The sequence below is a fragment of the bacterium genome, assembly GCA_023382385.1.
Lineage (GTDB): Bacteria > Electryoneota > RPQS01 > RPQS01 > RPQS01 > JABWCQ01.
Genome location: JAHDVH010000002.1, coordinates 781,063 through 801,845 on the forward strand (window position 1 = coordinate 781,063; position 20,783 = coordinate 801,845).

A 20,783-nucleotide genomic window follows, 5' to 3' on the forward strand; every position below is an offset into this window, starting at 1 on the left:
AGAAATCAGGGCTTGTAGTTCTTTCTCGCGATATACTTCTTAATTTTCTTCTGGCCGATCCACACCTTCTCATTCGTCTGCATGTCGGTCAAAGTCAGGTCCACCTGATAAAAGGCGATCTTTTCCTTGCCTTCCTGATCGAGAATCTTGTTAATCGTGCCGATCAGCATATAGTCCGCGCCGAGTTCCATGCCGAATTCCTTCATGGTTTCGAGCGAGGCGTTGGCCTGCTGATCTTCGCGCTCTTCGCGTACGCCGTCACGTTCGTCACGGCTCGCTACAACACGGACGCTACCCGAGTTCACAAACGCGCGCTCGATATCGCCAACAAACGTGCCGGTCGCAATGTGCTCATCCGAAAGGTTGCGCATGTTGCCGACGATCACCGCCGGGTTCTTTCCTTTGTCCCGCAGGAAGTTGGAGAGCCACGGCCGCGACATCGCATCGCTAATCATCTCGTCGGCCACCAGCCGGCTATCGGTATCATTCCAGTTGCCCGACAGGTCTACGGTCTCTTCGACGTCAATACGGGAGACCTTCTTCCCGCTTGAACAGCTCATCAGGGTTACGCTGGCCAGCGCGAGCACCAGAATCCACAGGGTCTTCATCTACAACTCCAGAAATTTGTTGAATTTAGAAAAATTCTATTAAAACGAAAAGAGTTTGTGAATATACATTCTCTTGGACACCAATTCAACCCGGAGGTTGAATCCGCAAATTCAGCAGATTAAGGCATCTTCGTATAGCTTCAGTAGCACCTCGTTTTCGACGAACCAACCTTCGGGCGTCAAGCGAAAGACGCTCTCTCCCACTTCGCGCAGGTGTTGCGGCAACCTTTCTGCCGCCTCCCAGAGTTCGCGCGTCTTCTTCAGCCCCCACGCATCTTCGCAGTCATCGCGGAGGATTCCCTCTTTGCGTCTCAGCCGAACCGAAATCCACTCTTCCCACTGCTCGCGCTCGCTGTTTTGCCACTCGCGCTCGATGCACGACTCGCCCGAGGCTACTCTGCGTTCGTATTCGTGCAAATCCGCCACGTTGGCAAACCGTCTGGCCACTCCGTCAAACGAATGCGCCGAAGGTCCGAGTCCAAGATAGGGCTTGCCCTCCCAATAGACTTGATTGTGCACCGAGCGGAAGCCGGGCCGTGCGAAGTTTGAAACCTCATAATGCTCGAATCCCGCTTGCTCGAGTTTTTCGTGAGTCATCAGATAGAGTTCCGCTTCGAAGTCCTGTTCGAGCGGATCGAGTTTGCCTTCCGCGAGCCACTTGCCATAAGGGGTTTGTTCGTGATACTCAAGATTGTAGAGCGACACGTGATCCGGCTCGCAGGCCAAGAGCTGTTCGATATCCGACAGCCACTCTTCGCGCGTTTCACCCGGCAAACCGAAAATCAAATCCATCGAGAGGTTCGTGAATCCGGCCTGTCGCGCGTGCTTCACCGTTTCGCGGGTTTCGTCTGCGGTGTGGTCGCGGTAGAGCAGGTGCAGCTTGCGGTGCGAAAAAGATTGCGCACCCAGCGAAAGCCGGTTAACTCCGGCGTGGCGCAGATGCGATAGTCCGTTTGGTGTAAGCGTGCCCGGGTTGGCTTCCAATGTGACTTCGCAGGAATGAACATCGCCCAGCAACGAAACAGCGTTCAACAGTCTCTCAATTTGCTCCGGTGGATGCAGTGAAGGTGTCCCGCCGCCAAAATAAACAGAGGTTAAGGGTCCGACTGCGAAACTCTTTTCGCGCACGAGAGTTGCCGATAACTCAGAAAGCAGCAAGCTTGTGATGCGAGCCAAATCGCCTGTCCTTGGCACTTTCTTGAAGAAGTCGCAGTAGGGGCAGAGCCTCCGACAGAATGGCAGATGTAGATAGACCGCAACTGGCACTTAGATTGCCCTATATGACATTTGCAATGCAGGGTTCCGCATGACCTTAAGCTAAACCATTGATTCTATTGGCTAACACTTTACGCTTTCGAAGGGTGGGGCAAATCGCACAACCTAACAGGCAAAGTGTGCCCAAACTGAGCAAGTATGAGCCCTGATCCCAAGACCACTGCGCAGCAGCAAACCGAGACTCCTGACGGTCAGCCGAACGGGGGTTCACCTGCTCCGGACCTTGGGTCAACGAACAGTGCCACGCGCGCGCGGGGCTTAGCCGGCCTGCTGCAGAATTTCATTCACCGCACCAAGTCCGCTGAAGCGCCCGCCCCGAACGAAGAACAGCCTCCTGAACTGCTGGATCTGCTGCTGGAAGGTCCGGACGGTTTGGTGGTGGTGCACTGCAAGCGCGGCGAGATCATTGAAGCATCGAAGCGGTTCTGCGAGTGGATGGGCCGTTCTCGCGACGAGTTATTGGATAAGCCGTTGCTGCTGTTCTTCCCGGAAAGCGAACGCAAGATTGTGCGCACGCTGTATGAAGACGCCGGTGTGGGCGGAGTGCATGTAGTGGAGTTGACTCCGGCCGACCCGTCGGCCAATCCGCGTCTGATTGAGTTTACGACTCGCCGCTCCGTCTCGGGGAAGGGCGAGTTTGCTTTGTTAGTGGGCCGCGACGTCGGAGAGCGAGCGATATCCGAGCGCTATCTGCGCATTGAACGTGACCGGTTGAATACTTTTATTCGGGCGATGCGCGACGGGCTGGTGCTGATGGATGTCAGCGGAGATGTCCGCTACGCGAATCCCACGATGGAAACACTGTTCGAGCCATACGAATTGGCGGTCGTCTGTCACCGTTGGCTGAAAGAATTCTCGAAGGAAGACCGCACGGACTTGCAGGGACTGACTTCGGCTTACGGCGGGAAGACTCTCAAGCTGGAAGCGGGCGACGGGCGCATGTTTCTGGTGACGCGCAGCTTCCTGTTCGAGACGGGCCATTCGAGTCAGGTGATGCTGATGTGCAAGGACATCACAGAGCAATCACTGATAGAAAAACAGAACCACATGCTCGAGCTGGAGCTGACGCGGGAATCCAAACTTGCTGAGTTCGGCATGCTCGTCGCGGGAATCGCGCACAACCTGAACGGCCCATTGACGGGCATTCTGGGCATTTGTGATTTGCTCAAGCTTAAGGATCTGGCCACACGCGAAATCGAACAGGTGCGCAAACAGGCTCTGATCATGCGCGATCTGATTGCCAATCTGATGCACAAGTCGCGCAACGAGCGGGAAACCGAACCGCGCGAACTCGACGTGCGGGACATCATCGAAACGGAACTGCGTTTTCTTGAGGGCAACTTGTTCTTCAAGCACAATATCGAAACCAAGCTGCTGATTGCCGACGAGCTGCCGACCATTTTCGGAGTCTACATTGACCTCTCGCAGGTTATCGGCAACCTGTTGCGCAATGCGATTGACGCGATGCACGACACACCCAAGAAGGTGTTGACGGTCAAGGCCTATGTGCGTGAGCGGCAATTGGTGCTGGAGGTGGCGGACACCGGAATGGGCATGACCGAGGAGGTCAAGGCGCGCATCTTCGAGCCGTTCTTCACGACGAAACCCAAGAAGCAGGACGCACCGGAAGGGACTCCGGTCGGGACAGGTCTTGGATTGTCGTCGTCTCGCGGGATTCTGTCGCGCTATGGTGCGGCACTGGACGTCTTCTCGACACCGGGCGACGGCAGCACGTTTGTATTGCGCTTCCCCATCGGGAGAAAACCCGACCTGCTGCCCAGAAGTTAGCCAAAGAAAAGCAGAAAGACACTACCGCCGGCCTCTGGGTCGGCGTTTTTGGTTGTGGGAGGCGAGGAACCTGAGCAATCCGGCTTGCGTGAGAAGATAGCTTGGTTGACTCTCGGCTCGCAAAGCCGTAAATTCTATATTCAACAGCCTCCTGAACCCCTGTAATATATGAAATTAGGCTTACTTACCAGCGGTGGGGACTGCCCCGGTCTGAATGCAGCCATTCGCGCTGTCGTCCGCACCGCCAATAATCGCTTCGGTTATGAAACCGTCGGCATCCGAAACGGATGGAAAGGATTGCACGATGGTGACATTATTCCTCTGCCGCCCAAGTCGGTTTCGGGAATCCTGAACCGAGGCGGAACCATCCTCGGCACATCCCGTTTCAATCCGGTTCACGATGTGGACACGGTGGCCCACTGCCTGGAGAATAGCGCACTGCACCGACTGGACTGCATTGTGATAATCGGCGGGGACGGCAGCCTCTCGGCGGCCTACGAGCTTTCGAAGCACGGCGCCAAAATCATCGGCATTCCCAAGACGATTGACAACGATATTGCGGGCACCGACGCGACCTTCGGTTTCTATACAGCGGTGCAAACGGTGACGAACGCGATTGACAGCCTGCACGCGACGGCGGAGTCTCACCACCGGATCATGGTGATTGAGACGATGGGCCGGAACTCGGGCTGGATAGCCGTGACGGCGGGGATTGCCGGCGGTGCGGATTTGGTGCTGATTCCCGAGCGCCCGTTCAACTGGGACAGAGTCTGCCGGCAACTGGTGACGCGCCACGAAGTGAAACGTTTTTCCATCGTGGTGGTGGCGGAGGGAGCAACGGCAGAGGGCGAAGAGATCGTCACGTCGGGGGAAATGGACAGCTTTGGCCGCCCGCGCTACGGCGGTATCGGCTACGTGGTTGCGCGCGAAATCGAACAGCGCACGGGTATCTCATCACGCGTGACGGTGCTCGGGCACGTGCAGCGCAGCGGCACTCCGGTGGCGGAAGACAGGCTGCTGGCGACGCGCATGGGCGTTTGTGCGATTGAGGCCATTGCGCAAGGGCAGTTCGGCCACTTTGTCGCGCTGCGCGACGGTCACTTAATGATGGTGCCGCTTTCCGAAATGAAAGGCAAGACGAGATTTGTCGACGATCGGACGTATGAGATAGCGGAGATCTTTTTCGGATAAGGTATGAACTCCGGCGGGAAACTGTGCCGGCGCATGAGATTGCCTCGCAATTCTAAATTTTCAACTTTCCATTTTCAATAATTCCTGTTTATTCCTCTCATGGCTATTCGCATTGCAATTAACGGATTCGGCCGCATCGGCCGTTTGGTGTTTCGCGGAATTTACAACGACCCCCGCTTTGAGGTGGTCGCCATCAACGACCTGACCGATTCGAAGACGCTCGCGCACCTGCTGAAGTATGATTCGACGCAGGGCAAGTTCAACGAGACTGTGACGGTCACGGCGACGGGGCTGCAAATCGGCAAGAATCATATCGAAGTGACGGCCGAAAAGGACCCGAAGAAACTGAACTGGGCGGACAATAAGACGGATATCGTGGTCGAGTCCACCGGCGCGAAGTCGTTCCGCGACCGCGCGGGGATTCAACAGCATATCGACGCGGGTGCGAAGAAGGTGCTTTTGACGGTGCCCTCGAAGGACGAGATTGACGCAACGATTGTGCTGGGCATCAACGACAAGGACTTGAAGCCGGAACACAAGCTGGTGTCGAATGCGAGCTGCACGACCAACTGCGTCGCACCGATGGCCAAAGTATTGTTGGACAATTTCGGCATCGAGCACGCGTTCATGACGACAATTCACAGCTATACAAACGACCAGAACATTCTCGACGCACCGCACAGCGATTTGCGCCGCGCGCGTTCGGCCGCGGTGAGCATCATTCCAACGACGACGGGTGCCGCCCGCACGGTGGGAAAGATTATCAAGGAATTGAAAGGCAAGATCGATGGCACGGCGCTGCGCGTGCCGACGCCGACGGGTTCCATTACGGATTTGGTCGCCGTGACCAGCAAGCCGGTCACGATTGAAGCCGTGAACGCGGCGTTCAAAGCCGCAGCGAACGGACCCATGAAGGGCGTGCTCGAATACACGGAAGACGAAATCGTTTCAGCGGACATCATCGGCAATCCGCACTCATGCATCTTCGACGCGAAGTCGACGATGGTGATGGGCGAGAAGATGGTGAAGATTTTCGGCTGGTACGACAACGAGTGGGGCTACTCAATGCGCTGTGTGGACCTGCTCGCGAAAATGGGAGCATAGGCGGAAACTCGCAGGCGCGCCGACCCAAGCGCGTTGTGTTGTTGCGTTCTCTCAGGAGCAGAGACTTAACAAAGGATGGCAATGATGAGTGACACCGAAAAGGGACAGGGCGAGCTTAAAGAGAGCCTCGAGGAAGCGAAGAGCTCAGTGACGAAACTCTGGGGCAACGTCACGTCGGAGACGCATTCGGCACTTGAAAAAGTCGCCGACAAGACCGGCAAGTGGTTTGAAGAGAAGAAGAATACGGTCACGAAGGAAGACGTCTCAAAGGCCGTTGACAAGGCCGAGAGCGGGATTGAGAAGCTGCTGAATTCCGGCAAGGGTTTCGTCGTCAAACTCGGGAAGCAGGCAAAGCTGCTGTGGGAGATGCTGCGCGACAGCACAAAGAAGGAGTTCGACGTTCCGTGGGCGACGGTGGCGGCGCTGACGGCAACATTGCTTTATTTAATCTCGCCGATAGACGTCGTGCCCGACTTTATTCCGGCGCTGGGTTTCGCGGACGACGCGCTCGTGATCGCGCTCTGCATTTCGCTGGTCCGGATAGACCTCAAGCGTTACGCCGCGCACCGCAATTTGAATCTGGCGGATTACGGTCTGAGTCCGGAAGCGAAGCCGCTGGACGACGACAAGCCTTCTGCGTAATGCCGAAACGCCGGCCAGGGTTCGGCGCCGCCTTTCTCGCCTTTTTCGCAATTCTGCCGAAGACTCGAAGCGGATGGAAGTTTCTCTATCGCCGCTTCAAGTTATGGCGGCAGATGATGGTTGCTGTCCTGCACCGTCATGCGAAAACTCCGTGGGCGACCATTGTCGCGGTGATTGCGATTGTGCTTTATGTGCTGATGCCGTTTGACTTGATCCCTGATTTTCTATTGTTCTTTGGTTGGTTGGATGACGCGTTCATAATCGCGAAACTGTTCTCCATGATCAAGATAGATTTAAGGCGGTTTTTGAGACAACAGAACATGGATCCCGAGCCTTATGATCTGCAAGACGAACCAAGCGCGTCGGACGAGCAAGCCCCATAGCGTTTCTCCGCAATCAATTCACCTCCGGTTTCCATTTTTCTTGAAGCAAGAGATAAAACCTAACATGAAAATGAAAGTTCTCTTTACTCTCCTCATCACGACGATCTTCGTGATCTCCTGTTCCTCCGGCAAGCAGATGCGCACGTTTGGCGAAGAGCCGAGCCTCAAGAGGCCGGCGAAGATTGCCGAACTGAACGCGAATCCCGCAAATTATGTCGATCACGACGTGCTGATTACGGGTACGGTGGTGGACATGTGCCGTCACGCGGGCTGCTGGGTGGAGATTGAGCAGAAGGACAAGTCTACAATTCTGTGTAAGAGTATCGGCGACGTGGTGACCTTCCCGCCGGATGCTTTGGGCAAGGAGATTGAGTTGCAGGGAACTTTGATGTATGACCCGAACGCACCGGGCTATGTTGAAGAGCAGCATGAAGGCGAAGAGGACAGTCACGCGTGTCCTGCTCCCGTGATTATGGTGAGCATCAAGGGCGCGCGCGTTAAGGGAATATAGTTCGGGAAAAGAGTGTCTGTCGGTGCGGGTCAATGGATTTGCACGGACGGGGATAGCAGAGAGTCGAGTGTTTTGCGCAACGTTTATCGGCGCTGCGAAGAGAGATGAAGTCTTCGCAAGTGGGGGCGTATGTGCTCAAATTTTTTTCAAGGAGTGCCCGAAGTGGCCACAGCCCCCAAGCGTTACAGATTGAAAGACCGCGACCATAAGCACGTGAAACCGAAACCGCCGCGTGCGGCCACAGCGGGTCCGCGAGGAGCAAAACCGAAATGGGAGGGTGACGACCGACCTGCGCGCGCGCCGCGTTCGCGTGCCGCGGGAGACGACCGTCCGCCTCCGCGTAAGCGTTACGACAGCGACGACCGTCCGCCGCCTCGCGGTCCACGCAAGGAATATGGCGACAGTCCGCGCGCACCTCGCCGCGAGTTTGACGGCCCGCCGCGTGGTCCGCGCCGCACGGGAGACGCTCCGCCACGCGGCCGTTCGTTCGGCGGTCCGAAGAAAGAGTGGGGCGACCGCCCGCCGCGCCGCGAGTTTGGCGACCGCGCTCCGCGCGCAGCCGGCGGCGGTGCGGAAGTGATGGAAGCTCTCGCGCGCATCGAAGCGTCGCTCAAGGACCTCACCAAGCGGATGACCTTGATTGAGAATCAGCTCGACGAGATTTTCGGCGAAGAGTAGGCGGGAGCACGACCCCCTCTTGTTATCCTGAACGAAGGCTCGGCGAAGTGAAGGACCTTGGTGCAAACCGACAACTCAAAAGACGTTAAGCAAAGCTGATGCTTCGAATAGATTCTGCCACAAGATGACCGATGCGGTGCGCCCGCAACGGGCGCCGTTGCGAAGACGAAGTCTTAACTATCTCAAAATATCAATTCCATTTTTCATCTATCGATGAACAAACTCACGATTGATCAGGTTGACTTAAGCGGCAAGCGCGTGTTGGTGCGCGTGGATTTCAATGTGCCGCTTGACGAGGGCAAAGTGACCGACGACACGCGCATCCGCGAGTCGCTGCCCACGATTAAGAAGATTATCGCATCCGGCGGCAAGGCGATTTTGATGAGCCACCTCGGACGTCCGAAAGGCAAGAAGAATCCCGATATGTCGCTGGCTCCGGCGGCGGTGAGATTGGCGGAGCTGCTGAATCGACCCGTGACGATGGCTACGGACTGCATTGGCGAAGAGGTCGAGAAGGTGGTTGCGTCACTGGTGCCGGGTCAAGTGGTGCTGCTGGAAAATCTGCGCTTCTATAACGAAGAAGAGAAGAACGATCCCGAATTTGCCAAGAAGCTTGCGAAGCTCGGCGACCTCTATGTCAACGATGCGTTCGGCTCGGCGCATCGCGCGCACGCTTCCACGGAAGGTGTGACACAATTCATCAAGCCGTGCGTCGCGGGCTATCTGATGCAGAAAGAGCTTGACTACTTGGGCAAAGCGCTGGCTGAACCCAAGCGCCCGTTTGTGGCGGTCTTGGGCGGCTCGAAAATTTCGGGCAAGATTGACGTCATCGAGAATCTCATCGGCAAGGTGGATACGATTCTGGTCGGCGGCGGGATGGCCTATACCTTCTATAAGGCGCAGGGCGGCGAAATCGGCGAGTCCATTCTGGAATCCGACAAGATGGATCTGGCCCTCGAATTGATGAAGAAGGCCGCAGGATCTTCAACCAAGCTCGTATTGCCTCCCGATTCACGGATTGCCTCCGAATTGAAGTCGGGTGAGGCGACCTCGGTGGCCAAGTCCGACCGGATTCCGGAGGACAAGCTGGCTGCCGACATCGGACCGGAAACCGAAAAGCTCTACACGGAGATTATTCTGAAGGCCCGCACAGTGGTCTGGAATGGCCCGATGGGAGTTTTTGAAATTGATGAATTTGCCAGTGGAACGAAAGCTGTAGCCGAAGCACTGGTCAAGGCTACTCAGGCCGGAGCAATCACGGTTGTCGGCGGCGGGGATTCGGCGGCGGCGATGGAGAAATTCGAGCTGGCAGATAAGGTTTCTCATGTATCTACGGGCGGCGGAGCGAGCCTCGAATTCCTCGAAGGCAAGGTTCTGCCGGGTGTTGCAGCATTGACAAACGCATAGAAAACAATGAGTCGCACGATTCTGCTGGCAGCAAACTGGAAAATGAACAAGCTTTCGGGCGAGGCCGGAGAGTTTGTGATGGAGTATGCCGCCAAATTGGCAGACTCGGCAGTTCAGTCGGTTATATTGCCGCCCAACACGGCCTTAGGGGCTGTTGCAAGTGCTTGTAAAGCGAGTGGTAAGAGCCCGGAAACGCTTGCATTTGGAGCGCAAAATTGCTACTTTCAGCGTTCCGGTGCATTTACCGGCGAGATTTCGCCGGAGATGCTGGTGGATTTGGGTTGCCGCTTTGTCGTGCTGGGCCACAGCGAGCGGCGGGCGATCTTTGGCGAGAGTGACGAGTTGATTGGCCTGAAAGTGCAGGCCGCGCTCGCAGCCGGACTGACTCCGATCTTTTGTATCGGTGAAACGCTGGATGAGCGCAATTCAGGCCAACTCGAATCAGTGCTGAAGCGGCAGGTTGAAACGGGTTTGTCGCGCGTCAACGATGCGGACTTGAGCAAAGTAGTGGTGGCCTACGAACCGGTCTGGGCGATCGGCACGGGAGTGGTGGCCACACCCGCGCAGGCGCAGGACGCGCATAAGTTTGTGCGCAGTTTGCTTGCACAGCGAAGCGCGGAAGCGGCCAGACGAATGAAGATTCTATACGGGGGGAGCGTCAAGCCGGACAACTGCTTCGAGCTGATGTCGCAGCCGGATATTGACGGCGCGTTAGTCGGCGGGGCGAGTTTGCAGGTGGAGAGTCTGCTGGCGCTGCACGCGGAGTGTGTGCGAGCGTCCTGATAGATGAAGCCTTCGGTCTATCTGCTGATTCTGACGTGGAACGCGAAGAAGGTTCTGCTCGAATGCCTTGAGTCGGTCTTCAAGCTGGACTATCCGAATCTGAAGATTGTGGTGATGGATAACGGGGGGACGGACGGCACACCGGCGGCGGTGCGCGAGCGATACGGCGAGCGCGTGACGCTCATTGAAAACGGCGAGAATCTGCATTTTGCGCGGGGCAACAATCCGGGGATTGAGTTTGCGCTGCGGGAGAGAGCGGATTACCTGATGCTCTTGAACGACGACGTGATTGTCGACCCGAAGATGGTCACGACGCTGGTGGAGTCGATTGAGCGGGATTCCAGTATCGGAGTGATTGGCCCGAAGGTGTATTACGAACATCCGCCCGACCAAATCTGGTTTGCGGGGGGACTGGTACACCTCTACAAGGGAACTTCCGAGCATATCGGCATCCGCGAGAAAGACGCGGGCCAGTATGATCAGTCGCGCGACGTGGACTATATCACGGGCTGCGCGCTGATGATTCGGCGCGAAGTGGTGGAGCAGATCGGGCCGCTGGATCCGGCGTTTCTGATCTACTGGGAAGACACGGACTGGTGCATGAAGGCGAAGCGCGCGGGCTATCGGGTGGTTTATGAACCCGCAGCGAAGATGTGGCACAAGATTTCAGCGAGCCGCGGCGGCCAGCTCAGCAAATACAAAATTCGAAACAAGCTGCGCAGCGCGTGGATATTTCACAAGCGCTACGCGCGCTGGTATCACTGGTTGACGATTCCGTTCTTTTTCGCGCTGGACACGCTGCGTATCTTATGGATGATGGCAACGGGCGGATTCAAGCGCGGGTATAAAGGCTCGTAGTTCGGGAAGCGTTATCGCTTCCAATACGAATAGACTCCGACTTCGAGTTCGTATTGCGTCCACTCAAACTGATGGCGCTTGGGTTGCGTCTGCGCCCACTCCCACATCTTGGTCAGACCTTCTTCGAGATTGGTGCGGTGCTCAAATCCGAGCAGGTCAATGGATTTTTGATAGGTGGACCAGGCGTGTTTGACTTCGTGTCGCGCTTCAAGATGCACCTTCTGGCCGTGACCGACGACTTTGATGAGCGTGTCCGCAGCTTCGTTGATCGTGCATTCATGTATGCCGCCGAGATTGATAATCTGGCCTGAGGCTTCGGGGCGGACCGCGGCATTCCACAGCGGCTCTGTGATATCATCGATGTAGGAAAACGCGCGCTTTTGTTCGCCGTCTCCGAAAATCGAGACCGGTTCTCCGCACATCAGGCGAAACATCCAGATGCCGAGCACATTGCGGTATTTGTCCCAGATGTTTTGCTTCGCGCCGTAGACGTTGTGCGGGCGGATGATGCAGAAGTCGAGTCCATGCTGTTCATGGGCAATCTGCACGTCCATTTCGGCGGCGTATTTGGCAACACCATAGGGATCAATCGGCGCCTGCTGGTCGCGTTCGTCGAAGGGCACCTTGCCGCGTCCGTAGACGGACATGGACGACGTATAGACGAGCCGCTTGACGCGATGCTTGATGCATTGGGTGATGACGCGGGTGGTGGCGATCAGATTGTTCTGATAGTTGAAGACGCGCACGAAGGGGCTCAGGCCTTCGGCGGCGTAGGCGGCCAGATGGTAGACGATGTCGGGTTTTTCTTTTTCGAAAATCGCGCTGATGTCGTCGGCCAGATTCTGCTTGTAGAATTGGACTTTGGGGTTGATGTTTTCGAGATATCCGCCCGACAAGTCATCAATGCCGACGATTTCAATTTCGGGCTTGTGGTCGGCAATCCAATCGGCGAGTCTGGCCCCAATCATGCCTGCGACGCCGGTAATCAGGACTTTCACGACGAACTCCTGGCTTGTGGAAGTGTGAAGGTGCGGGGTCCGCACATTGCGAATTAACGCACAAAGGTAGGGCTTTCGGGCGGAAGTTTCAAGCCCTGCGGTGGAAATCGGGCCGTAATTCGCGCGGAAGCGGCGAAAAAACCAGATGTGTAATGACGGGCTTGGCGCAGGCCGAGGCTCGGATGTGAGTTTGTAACCAACGAGAAGGCAGATATGCTTTACGGATTCCTAATCGCGCTGCAGATCATCGTTTCAATTCTGCTGGTGGTGGTAATACTTCTGCAGAACGCCAAGGGCGGCGGGCTGGCGGGCATCGCCGGCAGCATGGGTTCATCGACGGTGTTTGGCGGTCGTCAGGCAGCGAATTTCCTACAGCGCGCGACGACGATATTGGCGACGGTGTTCATGCTCAACTGTCTGGTGATGGCGTTGATGTCCGGCGCGTCTGCTCCGCAGACTTCGGTGACTCAGCAGGCGGTGCAGGCGAGTGGAGAGCCAAGTCCTGTGCCGTCCATTCCGGGTGGAGCGCAGGTGAGTCCTGTGCAGCCCTCTCAGACGGCGACACAGACGACAACTCCGGCGGAGACTCCGGCTTCGACGAACGGGCAGCAGCAGCCCGCCAACGGGGGAAATTAGCGACAGATCTGGCTTAACCAGCCGCCCGAGTGGTGAAATTGGTAGACACACTATCTTGAGGGGGTAGCGCCGCAAGGCATCTCGGTTCGAATCCGAGCTCGGGCACCCGACAAACATGAGGCCCTGCGTTGAGAAGCGTGGGGCTTTTTTTCGACCTCTGATTATTTAGGGGAGAATCATGAACAAAGAGATTTCAGCATATCATCGCGCTTTATCGGCGGGCGACCGCGCGATATGCGATAAGTTGCGAGCTGAAATCGAGCGCGGGCTGCCGGATGCGGAGAGCAAGATTTGGCACGGTGCTCCGGTGTGGTTTCTGGACGGCAATCCGATTGTCGGCTATCACAAGTTGAAAGACTGCGTGCGACTGCTGTTTTGGAGCGGTCAGTCGTTCGAGGAAGCGGGATTGCAGCCGGAGGGGAAGTTCAAAGCGGCGGAGGTTCGCTACATGGCTGCGGAACAGGTTGTTTCAAAGCATTTGCAGCGGTGGCTGAAGAAATCGCGCGCAATCCAGTGGGATTATAAGAACATCGTCAAGCGCAGAGGCAGGCTTGTCAAACTTGCGGCGGACGAGCCGCCGAAAGCCAAGAAGACTGCAGCGAAAACCGCGCAAGCGCCGGGCAATAGCTATAAGAACGGTCAGTTGATTTCCGAGCAAAAAGGGAATACGCTGACCTACTACTTCAAGACGGGGGAAATCAAGGCGCAGGGAAGGTTCGTAAACGGGATGATGCAGGGGAAGTGGATATTCAACCGCGAGTCGGGGCAGTTGTGGCAAATCGGCCACTTCAAAGACAATATGAAGCACGGGACGTTCGTGCGCTATGACAGAAACGGCGAGGAAGAGTATCACGCCGAATTTTCCGACGGCAGATTAACTGTGAAGAAATAAAGTTACGGACGCTATCGTAATCACCGGACAGACATGACTCGACTCTTGACCCTTTTATTGCTCTTCCTCGTCGTCTGCAGCGCGCAGGCCGACACGCGCGCGCTCGTGCGCTCAACCTACGAGCATCTGCACGCTCATCCCGAATTGGGTCACAAGGAGTTTGAGACGTCGAAGCTGATTCGCACGGAACTCGAGCGGGCGGGCTACAAGGAGTTTGTCGATTCGCGGTCATTGAAGACGGAAGTCATCACGGTTCTACGCACGGGACGGCCGGGCCGGACGATTTGTCTGCGTGCGGATTTGGACGCGCTGGAAATCGAAGAGAATAGCGGACTCGAGTGTGTGTCCAAGATTTCAGGACTGATGCACGCGTGCGGTCACGACGCGCACTCCGCGATGCTGCTGGGCGCGGCGGTGGAATTAAAGCGTGACCCGCGGGTCAAGGGTACAATTGTTTTTCTGTTTCAGCCGGCGGAAGAAGTCAAGGGCGGCGCGGACGACATTATCGAAGACAGCACGCTGCACAAACTCGGAGTCGAGCGCGTGTTCGGTCAGCATGTGTTTCCCGGACTGCCCGTAGGAACCATTCGGATTGCGCCCGGGCCGGTGTTGGCGGGCAGCAATTACTACAGTGTGGTGGTGAAGGGACGCGGTTCGCACGCGGCGTATCCGCATCAGGGCGACGACGTGCCGACCTGTTTGGCGAACATCGTGAGCGGTCTGACAAGTTTGCCCGCGCGCAAGCTGAATGTGCTTGAAGAGCCGTGCATCATCAGCGTGGGTTGGATAGAATGCGACACGGCGAAAGTTTACAACGCACTGCCGGAGGAGTGTTCGTTCGGAGGGACAGTGCGGGCGTATATGGACATTGGTGATTCACTGCAGAACGGCGGCACGATTGAGAGCATGATGGAGAATTTCATTACGCACACGGCGCAGGCTACGGGCTGCACAGCGACTCTTAAGCTTAGACGCGGCGCTCCGCCGACGCTCAATGATCCGCAGTTGACCGAAGCGGTGCTGGCGGCGGCGCGCGACTTTCCGGCGTTGCGGCCCGACGGGCAAAGCATCAAACGCATGACGGCGGAGGACTTTTCGTATTACACGCAGGAGTTTCCGAGTCTCTATTTCAGTTTGGGGATTGCCAAGGACGGATTGGGCGAAGCGGGACTGCACACGAGCGAGTTTACGATTCATCCGGACGCGCTGGACGTGGGCACGGACTTTTTGGTTTGGCTGGCGAAGTGGGGCACGCAAAAGCCGTAAGAAACCTTGACAGAAAAGCCGATAGTTTGGAATAACAGAACCACACCTCGGGAAAGGGGAGCAGATGGGACAACCAGTTGTGCATTTTGAAATCACCGGTTCGGACGGCGGCGCGCTGCAGTCGTTTTACAGCAAGCTGTTCGGCTGGAAGATTGACGCAAGCAATCCGATGCAATATGGATTAGTCGCGGCGGAGGAAGGGAGCATCGGCGGCGGAATCAGCGGCATCGAGCCGGGTGGGTCACCGCGAGTAACGGTTTACATCGGGGTGGACAAGATTGATCCGGTGCTGGCGGATGTAGCGAAGCTGGGTGGAAAAACAGTACTGCCCCGCACGGTGATTCCGGGGATGGTTACCATGGCGTTGTTTACGGATCCATCCGGCAACGTGATTGGTTTGGTCGAGAATACGATGCCTCCGGCGTAAACGCATAAGAAGATTTGCTGTTCAAGCCTTGTGCCGCAGCACGAGGCTTGTTTTTTGCGGACAGTTCATGTGAAATCTTGCACATCGTGCAAAGTGTGTAAAACAAATTGCGCACATTGTGCGGAACAAAGGCGTCGGCACCGAAATGTAAAGTCAATGTTTCGATAGGCATGGAAATGAGTTGCGAACGGGCGTTCAGGATGTTATCTTATAGGTCTGAGGGTAAGAGAACGCGCAACAAAAGACGGGCAAGAGAAGGGCAATAAGGGGAGAAAACGTGCGGCAGTGGCTCGTGTTTCTGTACTTGGGCTGCTTGGCTTGGGGGACATCGTTTTTGTGGATCAAATACGCGCTGCGCGAGATTGGTCCGATTACGATGGTGAGTTGGCGACTGATCTTTGGAGCGGTGATTACGTTTGCGGTGCTCAGATGGAACAAGTTTGAGCTGAAGTGGTCGGGCAAGGAGTTCTGGCTTCCGGTTGTGCTGGGAGTGACGAGTCTGGCGATGCCGATTAGCTTAATCGGATTTGCGGAGACGCGGATTGATTCGGGGCTTGCGGGGGTGCTGAACGCGACGATGCCGCTGTGGACGATGGTGATTGCGCATTTCGCTTTGCATGACGAGTCGTTTACGGTTCCGAAGTTCATCGGGCTGTTGTCGGGCATCGGTGGAATCTACTTGCTGATGAATCCGGAAATCGGGAAAGAGCGCGACGTGCTGGGACAAGGGGCGATGATTACGGCGACGCTGCTCTATGCACTCAGCACGGTTGCGCAACGGAAGTATTTGCGTGGGGTGCATCCGTTTCAAACGAGTCTGCCGCTGATTCTGGGCGGGCTGGTGTTCGGCGTGACGGCGGCCTCGATAGTCGAAGGTCCGTTTCACGTGCCGCAGCAGCCGTTGACGTGGATCGCCTGTGCGTGGATGGGAATATTGGGGATGGGACTATCGACGCTGGCGTGGTTCTATCTGATCAATCACTGGGGGGCGACGCGCACGTCGCTGGTGACGTTTGTTTTTCCGCCGACGGCGGTGCTGCTGGGTGTGGTGTTTCTCGGAGAGCCGCTGCATTGGGATATCGTGCTGGGCGGCGGATTGATTATCGCAGGGATTGCCTTGGTGAACTGGAGAAAGTAACAACCTTCGCCTGGACGGCAGGTATGCCGGTCGAAGCGATTCAACGATATTTATCGCCAACTTGGAGAAGATACGATGAGACGGTCCCCATTAATAATTTGTTTAGCAGGATTGCTGGTGCTTTCGGTGTCGGCGTTCGCGCAGGTGTCGCAAGGCGGAACGCCTGCAAGTTTGAGTGTCGCGTTGAATCTGCAGGCGCAGACGGTGAGTCTGCCGCCGGTGGATCATGCGTTAATGCTGGCGGAAGACGAGCAGGAGAGCAAGGATGTTCCGCTGCGCTTCGGCTATCCGCACGAAGTGAACTACAATTTGGAGAACAGCGGCACGTGGGAAGAGACGAAAGAGGGTCGGGTTTGGCGGCTGCGGATTCAATCGCGCGGAGCCTACTCGATCAATTTGGTGTTCGACCGGTTTGATTTGCCGGCGGGCGGTCAGTTGTTCATTTACAATGATGATTATGACTACGTGATCGGCGGATTCACGGAAGCGAACGAGTTTCCGTCGGGAGAATTTTCGACGCAGCCGGTGCCGGGCGACGCGATTACGCTGGAATATCTGGAGCCGCTTGAGGCACAGGGCCAGAGTGTGATATCGGTGATGCGCGTGGTGCACGCCTATCGCAATCTGTTCGGGCGGGTGAATAATCCGTTGGACGCGTTCGGCGACAGCGGGACGTGCAACAACAACGTGAATTGTCCGGAAGGCGCGCCGTGGCAGAACGAGAAGCGCGGCGTGGTGATGCTTCTGACGTCGGGCGGTTCGCGGTTCTGTTCGGGTTCCTTGATCAACAACACGAACAACGACGCGACGCCGTTCGTGCTGACGGCGAATCATTGCGGGCCTTCGACGACGACGGTGTTCATGTTCAACTATGAGAGTCCGGGCTGTCCGAACGTGAACGGGCCGACGAATCAGACGGTAGCGGGTTGCCAGTTGTTGAGCAACAGCACGCCGTCGGACGTATTTCTGGTGCGGTTGAACAGCGCGGTGCCGTTGAGCTATAATCCGTTTTTCAGCGGTTGGAACGCGAACGACGTGGCGGCGACGAACTCGGTGTGTATCCACCATCCGCGCGGCGATATCAAGAAGATTACGTTTGATTACCATGCTCCGGTGTCGGATACGTGGTCGGGCACACCGGCGAATTCGCATTGGAGAATTCTGACATGGGAAGACGGGACGACGGAGCCGGGATCTTCGGGTTCACCGCTGTTTGATCAGAATCACCGGATCACGGGGCAGTTGCACGGCGGGACGGCGAGCTGCACAAACAACATAGACGATTATTACGGGAAGTTTTCGCTGTCGATGCTGAACGGACTGCGTCCGCATCTCGATCCGAGCAACAGCGGCGCGATGACGTTGGACGGCTATGATCCGCAGTCGGGCGGCGCATTGACGGGCGTGGTGAGGAATGCGACGACGAATAATCCGATAGAGGGAGCGACGGTCAGCATCATCGGCGGCACACAGACCGCGACGACGAACGCGAGCGGTGTGTATTTCATGAATGTTCCGGACAGCGCGACCTACAATCTGGCATTCAGCGCGTTCGCGTATGTGTCGGATACGGTCAGCGGACTTTACGTAGGTGCGGAAGATACGGTGACGGCGGACATGAGTCTGATTCCGCTGCCGATCATCACGGTGTTGAATGAGGACTTTGAGACGGGCGCACCGGGCTGGACGCACGAGAGCGCAGGCGGGACGTGGGTGGACGACTGGCATGTTTCGACGGAACGCGCGCGTTCCGCAACGCACAGCTACAAGTGCGGTTCGACGACGACGGGAACGTATCGCGCATTGAATGATGCGCGGTTGACATCACCGGTGCTGACGAATCTTCCGGCGAACGCGCAGCTTTCATTCTGGATGCAGATGGAAGGTGAAGTGTCGGGCGTGTATGCAGACTCCGCATACGACGGCGGCATCTTTGAAATTTCCGAGAACGGCGGTCCGTTTTTGCGCGTGGCGACGGCAGAAGGCTACACGCATACGTTCCGTTACACGGTAGGCGGCGGGACACCGGCGCAAGGGCCGATGCTCGGTCAGCCGTGCTGGTCGGGAACGGTGACGACGTGGACGCAGAAGACGATGGATTTGTCGGCGTATGAAGGGTCTAACGTGCAACTGCGTTTCCGTTTCGGTTCGGACAATAGCGTGCAGCGCGAAGGCTGGTATGTGGATGACGTGCTGGTGCAGGCGGTGGGAGAATTGTCGAACGTGACAACACCGCTGGAATTGACGATCATGGTGGAAGGCGAAGACGTGATACTGCGCTGGGCGGCGGACGATAATCCGTCATATCGAGTTTACACATCGTTGGACGCGGATGATCCGCTGCAGACGCTGGTGGGACAGACGGAACAGAATACGTATACGATAGTCGGCGGCGCGAGTAATGAGAGTCAGCGCTACTATACAGTCGTGGGCTATCGTCCGTAAGCGTTGAGGTAGTCAAGTCATGTGCGCGGCGGCCCAAGGGTCGCCGCGTTTTGTTGGTGGGTGCAGAGAGGCGGGCGGCTGTTGCAGAAACAGATGCTAATATAATACAATAACTACAAAAAGTCAAGTGATTTTCGTAAAAATGTTGTAAACATTTGGGCAATAAGTAGTTAGAGCGGGGCAAACATGGTTTTTGGAGGTGGCGGGGAGCAAATAGGACAGAGGTCAAGGGGGACAAAGGTTGACGTATGGCATGACATAGATAGGGGAAAGTCGATTATTCTTGAGAAAGAGTTCACAATCGTTGTGGTAATGGGTTGTTTATCAACTGCTTCCTGAGCGCGAGGAAGGAAATAAAAATCCCCTTTGAAAACTCTTGACAATCGGTGCATTCGCAAATTATATTGTGCAAGGGTCCACTACGGGAGGCAAGAATGAAACTTTCGGAAATCCTGGCCGAAAAGGGCACACAAATCTACAGCGCGCAAGCGAGTGATCCAGTGCTTTCGGCGGTAGAGACGTTGGTGACGCATAACGTCGGCGCACTGGCTGTCTTGGATACAGACGGGGAGTTGTGCGGGATATTTTCGGAACGGGATATTCTGCGTCTTGTGTCCAAGACGGCAGGGGAACTCCGGGACTTAAAGGTCGGTGCATTCATGACACGTGAAGTGATCACGGGCACGCCGGACGATGACTTGGAGGACTCCATGGCGCGGATGACGATGAAACATATTCGCCATTTGCCGGTGGTGCAGCGAGGACGGCTGCTGGGGATGATTTCGATCGGCGACTTGGTGAAAGCGCGCTTGATCGAGACGGAGTTTTTGAATCAGCAGATGGAAAATCTGGTATTGGGAAGATACCCTGCGTGAGCGGCGCAGAATCACGGCGCACACAAATTGAAAACGCCGGACGAAGAGTCCGGCGTTTTCGTGTTTATGCATCGCGGAAGCAGAAGCGACAGGCAGGGATTTAGGCATCGCCGCCGAGCTTGGCACGCTTGAGAAAGGCGCGCAACTTTGCCTCGTGCGCGGCAACGGTATTTTTAGGTCCGGTGACTTTGACGAAGTAGTTGCCTGCGGGAGTTTCGAGGACGGAGGCAATCATGCGCGAATTCGGCATTGCGGAGGTTGGACCCATACCCATTCCCGAGGGGAGTTGCGTGCCGGTGATATCGACAGTAATCACTCTGATCCCGTTGTCCAGTTTCATAGTGTCTTTTCTGGCGACGGAAGCACCCGGTTCACCGTTGGGACCTTCCATCTGACCTTCCCAGCGTTCCAGATTGGCCGCTGCGCTGCCTCCGGTTCCGGGGAAATGGAAGATAGCAAGTTCAGCATCCATTGTATCGCCCTGCGCGCGCGCGAGTGCGGCCTGCCCAAGACGCATGCTGGACGCGGGAGTGGTCTTGGTCCAGCCTTCAGGCAGATCAGACATGAAGGTCGTGAGGTCGAGACCGGGACCGGTGTTCATCTTGCCGTGGGGATTCTCAGGGCGTTCTCCCATCGGCGAATCCATAGGAGCCTTTTGGGTTTGCTTCTTTTCAGGCTTTTGCGGGACGCAACCCATTACCCAAAGCACACAGCTTAGCACCAAAAACACACGAATCATTAGAGAGAAGCCCTCAGTGAAGTTTAAGTGAGGGCCAAAGTAAGGGATTCTATGCAGAATCGCAAGTGACATACGACGCATATTTTCAGGCAATGGTGGAGTGCGGCAGATGAAATGTATTTGAACAGTCGAGAGCGAA

Annotated in this window: 21 protein-coding genes and 1 tRNA gene; 18 read left to right on the top strand and 4 right to left on the bottom strand. The window is 56.3% G+C overall.

Features of this window, described 5'->3' with window-relative positions; translation table 11 throughout:
* Nucleotides 1-5: 5 nt before the first annotated feature.
* On the bottom strand, nt 6-608 hold the full coding sequence (locus KJZ99_07650) for a penicillin-binding protein activator LpoB (protein MCL4305775.1): 603 nt from the start codon (nt 606-608) through the stop codon (nt 6-8).
* A 111-nt stretch (nt 609-719) separates the two neighbouring features.
* Nucleotides 720-1,874, bottom strand: a complete 1,155-nt coding sequence (hemW, locus tag KJZ99_07655) for a radical SAM family heme chaperone HemW (GenBank protein ID MCL4305776.1) — start codon at nt 1,872-1,874, stop codon at nt 720-722.
* A 147-nt stretch (nt 1,875-2,021) separates the two neighbouring features.
* Between hemW and KJZ99_07660 the strand changes: the two genes are divergently transcribed.
* The 10 genes from KJZ99_07660 (at nt 2,022) to KJZ99_07705 (ending at nt 11,228) form a co-directional block, all read left to right on the top strand.
* Entirely contained in the window at nt 2,022-3,671 is a 1,650-nt protein-coding gene (locus KJZ99_07660; GenBank protein MCL4305777.1) for a PAS domain-containing sensor histidine kinase, read from the top strand.
* A gap of 168 nt (nt 3,672-3,839) precedes the next feature.
* Complete coding sequence (locus KJZ99_07665) at nt 3,840-4,862, top strand: 6-phosphofructokinase (GenBank protein MCL4305778.1); 1,023 nt, start codon at nt 3,840-3,842, stop codon at nt 4,860-4,862.
* A 99-nt stretch (nt 4,863-4,961) separates the two neighbouring features.
* Nucleotides 4,962-5,966 carry a type I glyceraldehyde-3-phosphate dehydrogenase gene (gene gap / locus KJZ99_07670; protein MCL4305779.1) on the top strand — a complete coding sequence of 335 codons (1,005 nt, stop codon included), beginning with the start codon at nt 4,962-4,964 and terminating at the stop codon, nt 5,964-5,966.
* 84 nt (nt 5,967-6,050) lie between these two features.
* Complete coding sequence (locus tag KJZ99_07675; protein ID MCL4305780.1) at nt 6,051-6,608, top strand: DUF1232 domain-containing protein; 558 nt, start codon at nt 6,051-6,053, stop codon at nt 6,606-6,608.
* The gene (locus KJZ99_07680) at nt 6,608-6,991 is read left to right on the top strand and encodes a DUF1232 domain-containing protein (GenBank protein MCL4305781.1); all 384 of its coding nucleotides are present in this window, start codon (nt 6,608-6,610) and stop codon (nt 6,989-6,991) included. The genes KJZ99_07675 and KJZ99_07680 overlap by 1 nt, the downstream gene beginning before the upstream one ends.
* Before the next feature lie 64 nt (nt 6,992-7,055).
* Nucleotides 7,056-7,502 carry a DUF4920 domain-containing protein gene (locus KJZ99_07685; GenBank protein ID MCL4305782.1) on the top strand — a complete coding sequence of 149 codons (447 nt, stop codon included), beginning with the start codon at nt 7,056-7,058 and terminating at the stop codon, nt 7,500-7,502.
* A gap of 162 nt (nt 7,503-7,664) precedes the next feature.
* Entirely contained in the window at nt 7,665-8,180 is a 516-nt protein-coding gene (locus tag KJZ99_07690; GenBank protein MCL4305783.1) for a hypothetical protein, read from the top strand.
* Nucleotides 8,181-8,393: 213 nt separating this feature from the next.
* On the top strand, nt 8,394-9,587 hold the full coding sequence (locus KJZ99_07695) for a phosphoglycerate kinase (GenBank protein MCL4305784.1): 1,194 nt from the start codon (nt 8,394-8,396) through the stop codon (nt 9,585-9,587).
* 6 nt (nt 9,588-9,593) lie between these two features.
* The gene (tpiA, locus tag KJZ99_07700) at nt 9,594-10,370 is read left to right on the top strand and encodes a triose-phosphate isomerase (protein ID MCL4305785.1); all 777 of its coding nucleotides are present in this window, start codon (nt 9,594-9,596) and stop codon (nt 10,368-10,370) included.
* A 3-nt stretch (nt 10,371-10,373) separates the two neighbouring features.
* On the top strand, nt 10,374-11,228 hold the full coding sequence (locus KJZ99_07705) for a glycosyltransferase family 2 protein (protein ID MCL4305786.1): 855 nt from the start codon (nt 10,374-10,376) through the stop codon (nt 11,226-11,228).
* An 11-nt stretch (nt 11,229-11,239) separates the two neighbouring features.
* Here KJZ99_07705 and KJZ99_07710 read toward each other — a convergent pair whose 3' ends face one another.
* A complete protein-coding gene (locus tag KJZ99_07710; protein MCL4305787.1) occupies nt 11,240-12,226 on the bottom strand; it encodes an NAD-dependent epimerase/dehydratase family protein in 987 nt (328 codons plus the stop codon).
* 213 nt (nt 12,227-12,439) lie between these two features.
* On the opposite strand from KJZ99_07710, the gene secG reads away from it, so the two are divergent.
* The 8 genes from secG to KJZ99_07750 all read left to right on the top strand — a co-directional run bounded on the left by secG (nt 12,440) and on the right by KJZ99_07750 (nt 19,905).
* Entirely contained in the window at nt 12,440-12,862 is a 423-nt protein-coding gene (gene secG / locus KJZ99_07715) for a preprotein translocase subunit SecG (GenBank protein MCL4305788.1), read from the top strand.
* Between the two features lie 23 nt (nt 12,863-12,885).
* A tRNA-Leu gene (locus KJZ99_07720) sits at nt 12,886-12,967 on the top strand.
* Nucleotides 12,968-13,040: 73 nt separating this feature from the next.
* Nucleotides 13,041-13,754, top strand: a complete 714-nt coding sequence (locus KJZ99_07725; GenBank protein MCL4305789.1) for a DUF1801 domain-containing protein — start codon at nt 13,041-13,043, stop codon at nt 13,752-13,754.
* Nucleotides 13,755-13,787: 33 nt separating this feature from the next.
* Nucleotides 13,788-15,020 (top strand): amidohydrolase, encoded by a 1,233-nt coding sequence (locus KJZ99_07730; protein MCL4305790.1) that lies wholly within the window; start codon nt 13,788-13,790, stop codon nt 15,018-15,020.
* Nucleotides 15,021-15,084: 64 nt separating this feature from the next.
* A complete protein-coding gene (locus tag KJZ99_07735) occupies nt 15,085-15,447 on the top strand; it encodes a VOC family protein (protein ID MCL4305791.1) in 363 nt (120 codons plus the stop codon).
* A 277-nt stretch (nt 15,448-15,724) separates the two neighbouring features.
* A complete protein-coding gene (locus tag KJZ99_07740; protein ID MCL4305792.1) occupies nt 15,725-16,585 on the top strand; it encodes a DMT family transporter in 861 nt (286 codons plus the stop codon).
* Nucleotides 16,586-16,660: 75 nt separating this feature from the next.
* Complete coding sequence (locus tag KJZ99_07745) at nt 16,661-19,030, top strand: carboxypeptidase regulatory-like domain-containing protein (GenBank protein ID MCL4305793.1); 2,370 nt, start codon at nt 16,661-16,663, stop codon at nt 19,028-19,030.
* A 434-nt stretch (nt 19,031-19,464) separates the two neighbouring features.
* A complete protein-coding gene (locus tag KJZ99_07750) occupies nt 19,465-19,905 on the top strand; it encodes a CBS domain-containing protein (protein MCL4305794.1) in 441 nt (146 codons plus the stop codon).
* 100 nt (nt 19,906-20,005) lie between these two features.
* Here the strand turns inward: KJZ99_07750 and KJZ99_07755 are convergent, their stop codons facing one another.
* Nucleotides 20,006-20,644, bottom strand: coding sequence for a hypothetical protein (locus KJZ99_07755; GenBank protein ID MCL4305795.1), 639 nt, complete (start codon nt 20,642-20,644; stop codon nt 20,006-20,008).
* Between the last annotated feature and the right edge of the window lie 139 nt (nt 20,645-20,783).

Excerpts from the sequence above, each read along its gene's own strand:
- KJZ99_07650 (MCL4305775.1), bottom strand. The coding sequence starts at position 608 with ATGAAGACCCTGTGGATTCTGGTGCTCGCGCTGGCCAGCGTAACCCTG.
- KJZ99_07660 (MCL4305777.1), top strand. The coding sequence starts at position 2,022 with ATGAGCCCTGATCCCAAGACCACTGCGCAGCAGCAAACCGAGACTCCT.
- KJZ99_07665 (MCL4305778.1), top strand. The coding sequence starts at position 3,840 with ATGAAATTAGGCTTACTTACCAGCGGTGGGGACTGCCCCGGTCTGAAT.
- gap (MCL4305779.1), top strand. The coding sequence starts at position 4,962 with ATGGCTATTCGCATTGCAATTAACGGATTCGGCCGCATCGGCCGTTTG.
- KJZ99_07675 (MCL4305780.1), top strand. The coding sequence starts at position 6,051 with ATGAGTGACACCGAAAAGGGACAGGGCGAGCTTAAAGAGAGCCTCGAG.
- KJZ99_07680 (MCL4305781.1), top strand. The coding sequence starts at position 6,608 with ATGCCGAAACGCCGGCCAGGGTTCGGCGCCGCCTTTCTCGCCTTTTTC.
- KJZ99_07685 (MCL4305782.1), top strand. The coding sequence starts at position 7,056 with ATGAAAATGAAAGTTCTCTTTACTCTCCTCATCACGACGATCTTCGTG.
- KJZ99_07695 (MCL4305784.1), top strand. The coding sequence starts at position 8,394 with ATGAACAAACTCACGATTGATCAGGTTGACTTAAGCGGCAAGCGCGTG.
- tpiA (MCL4305785.1), top strand. The coding sequence starts at position 9,594 with ATGAGTCGCACGATTCTGCTGGCAGCAAACTGGAAAATGAACAAGCTT.
- KJZ99_07705 (MCL4305786.1), top strand. The coding sequence starts at position 10,374 with ATGAAGCCTTCGGTCTATCTGCTGATTCTGACGTGGAACGCGAAGAAG.
- secG (MCL4305788.1), top strand. The coding sequence starts at position 12,440 with ATGCTTTACGGATTCCTAATCGCGCTGCAGATCATCGTTTCAATTCTG.
- KJZ99_07725 (MCL4305789.1), top strand. The coding sequence starts at position 13,041 with ATGAACAAAGAGATTTCAGCATATCATCGCGCTTTATCGGCGGGCGAC.
- KJZ99_07730 (MCL4305790.1), top strand. The coding sequence starts at position 13,788 with ATGACTCGACTCTTGACCCTTTTATTGCTCTTCCTCGTCGTCTGCAGC.
- KJZ99_07735 (MCL4305791.1), top strand. The coding sequence starts at position 15,085 with ATGGGACAACCAGTTGTGCATTTTGAAATCACCGGTTCGGACGGCGGC.
- KJZ99_07745 (MCL4305793.1), top strand. The coding sequence starts at position 16,661 with ATGAGACGGTCCCCATTAATAATTTGTTTAGCAGGATTGCTGGTGCTT.
- KJZ99_07750 (MCL4305794.1), top strand. The coding sequence starts at position 19,465 with ATGAAACTTTCGGAAATCCTGGCCGAAAAGGGCACACAAATCTACAGC.
- KJZ99_07755 (MCL4305795.1), bottom strand. The coding sequence starts at position 20,644 with ATGATTCGTGTGTTTTTGGTGCTAAGCTGTGTGCTTTGGGTAATGGGT.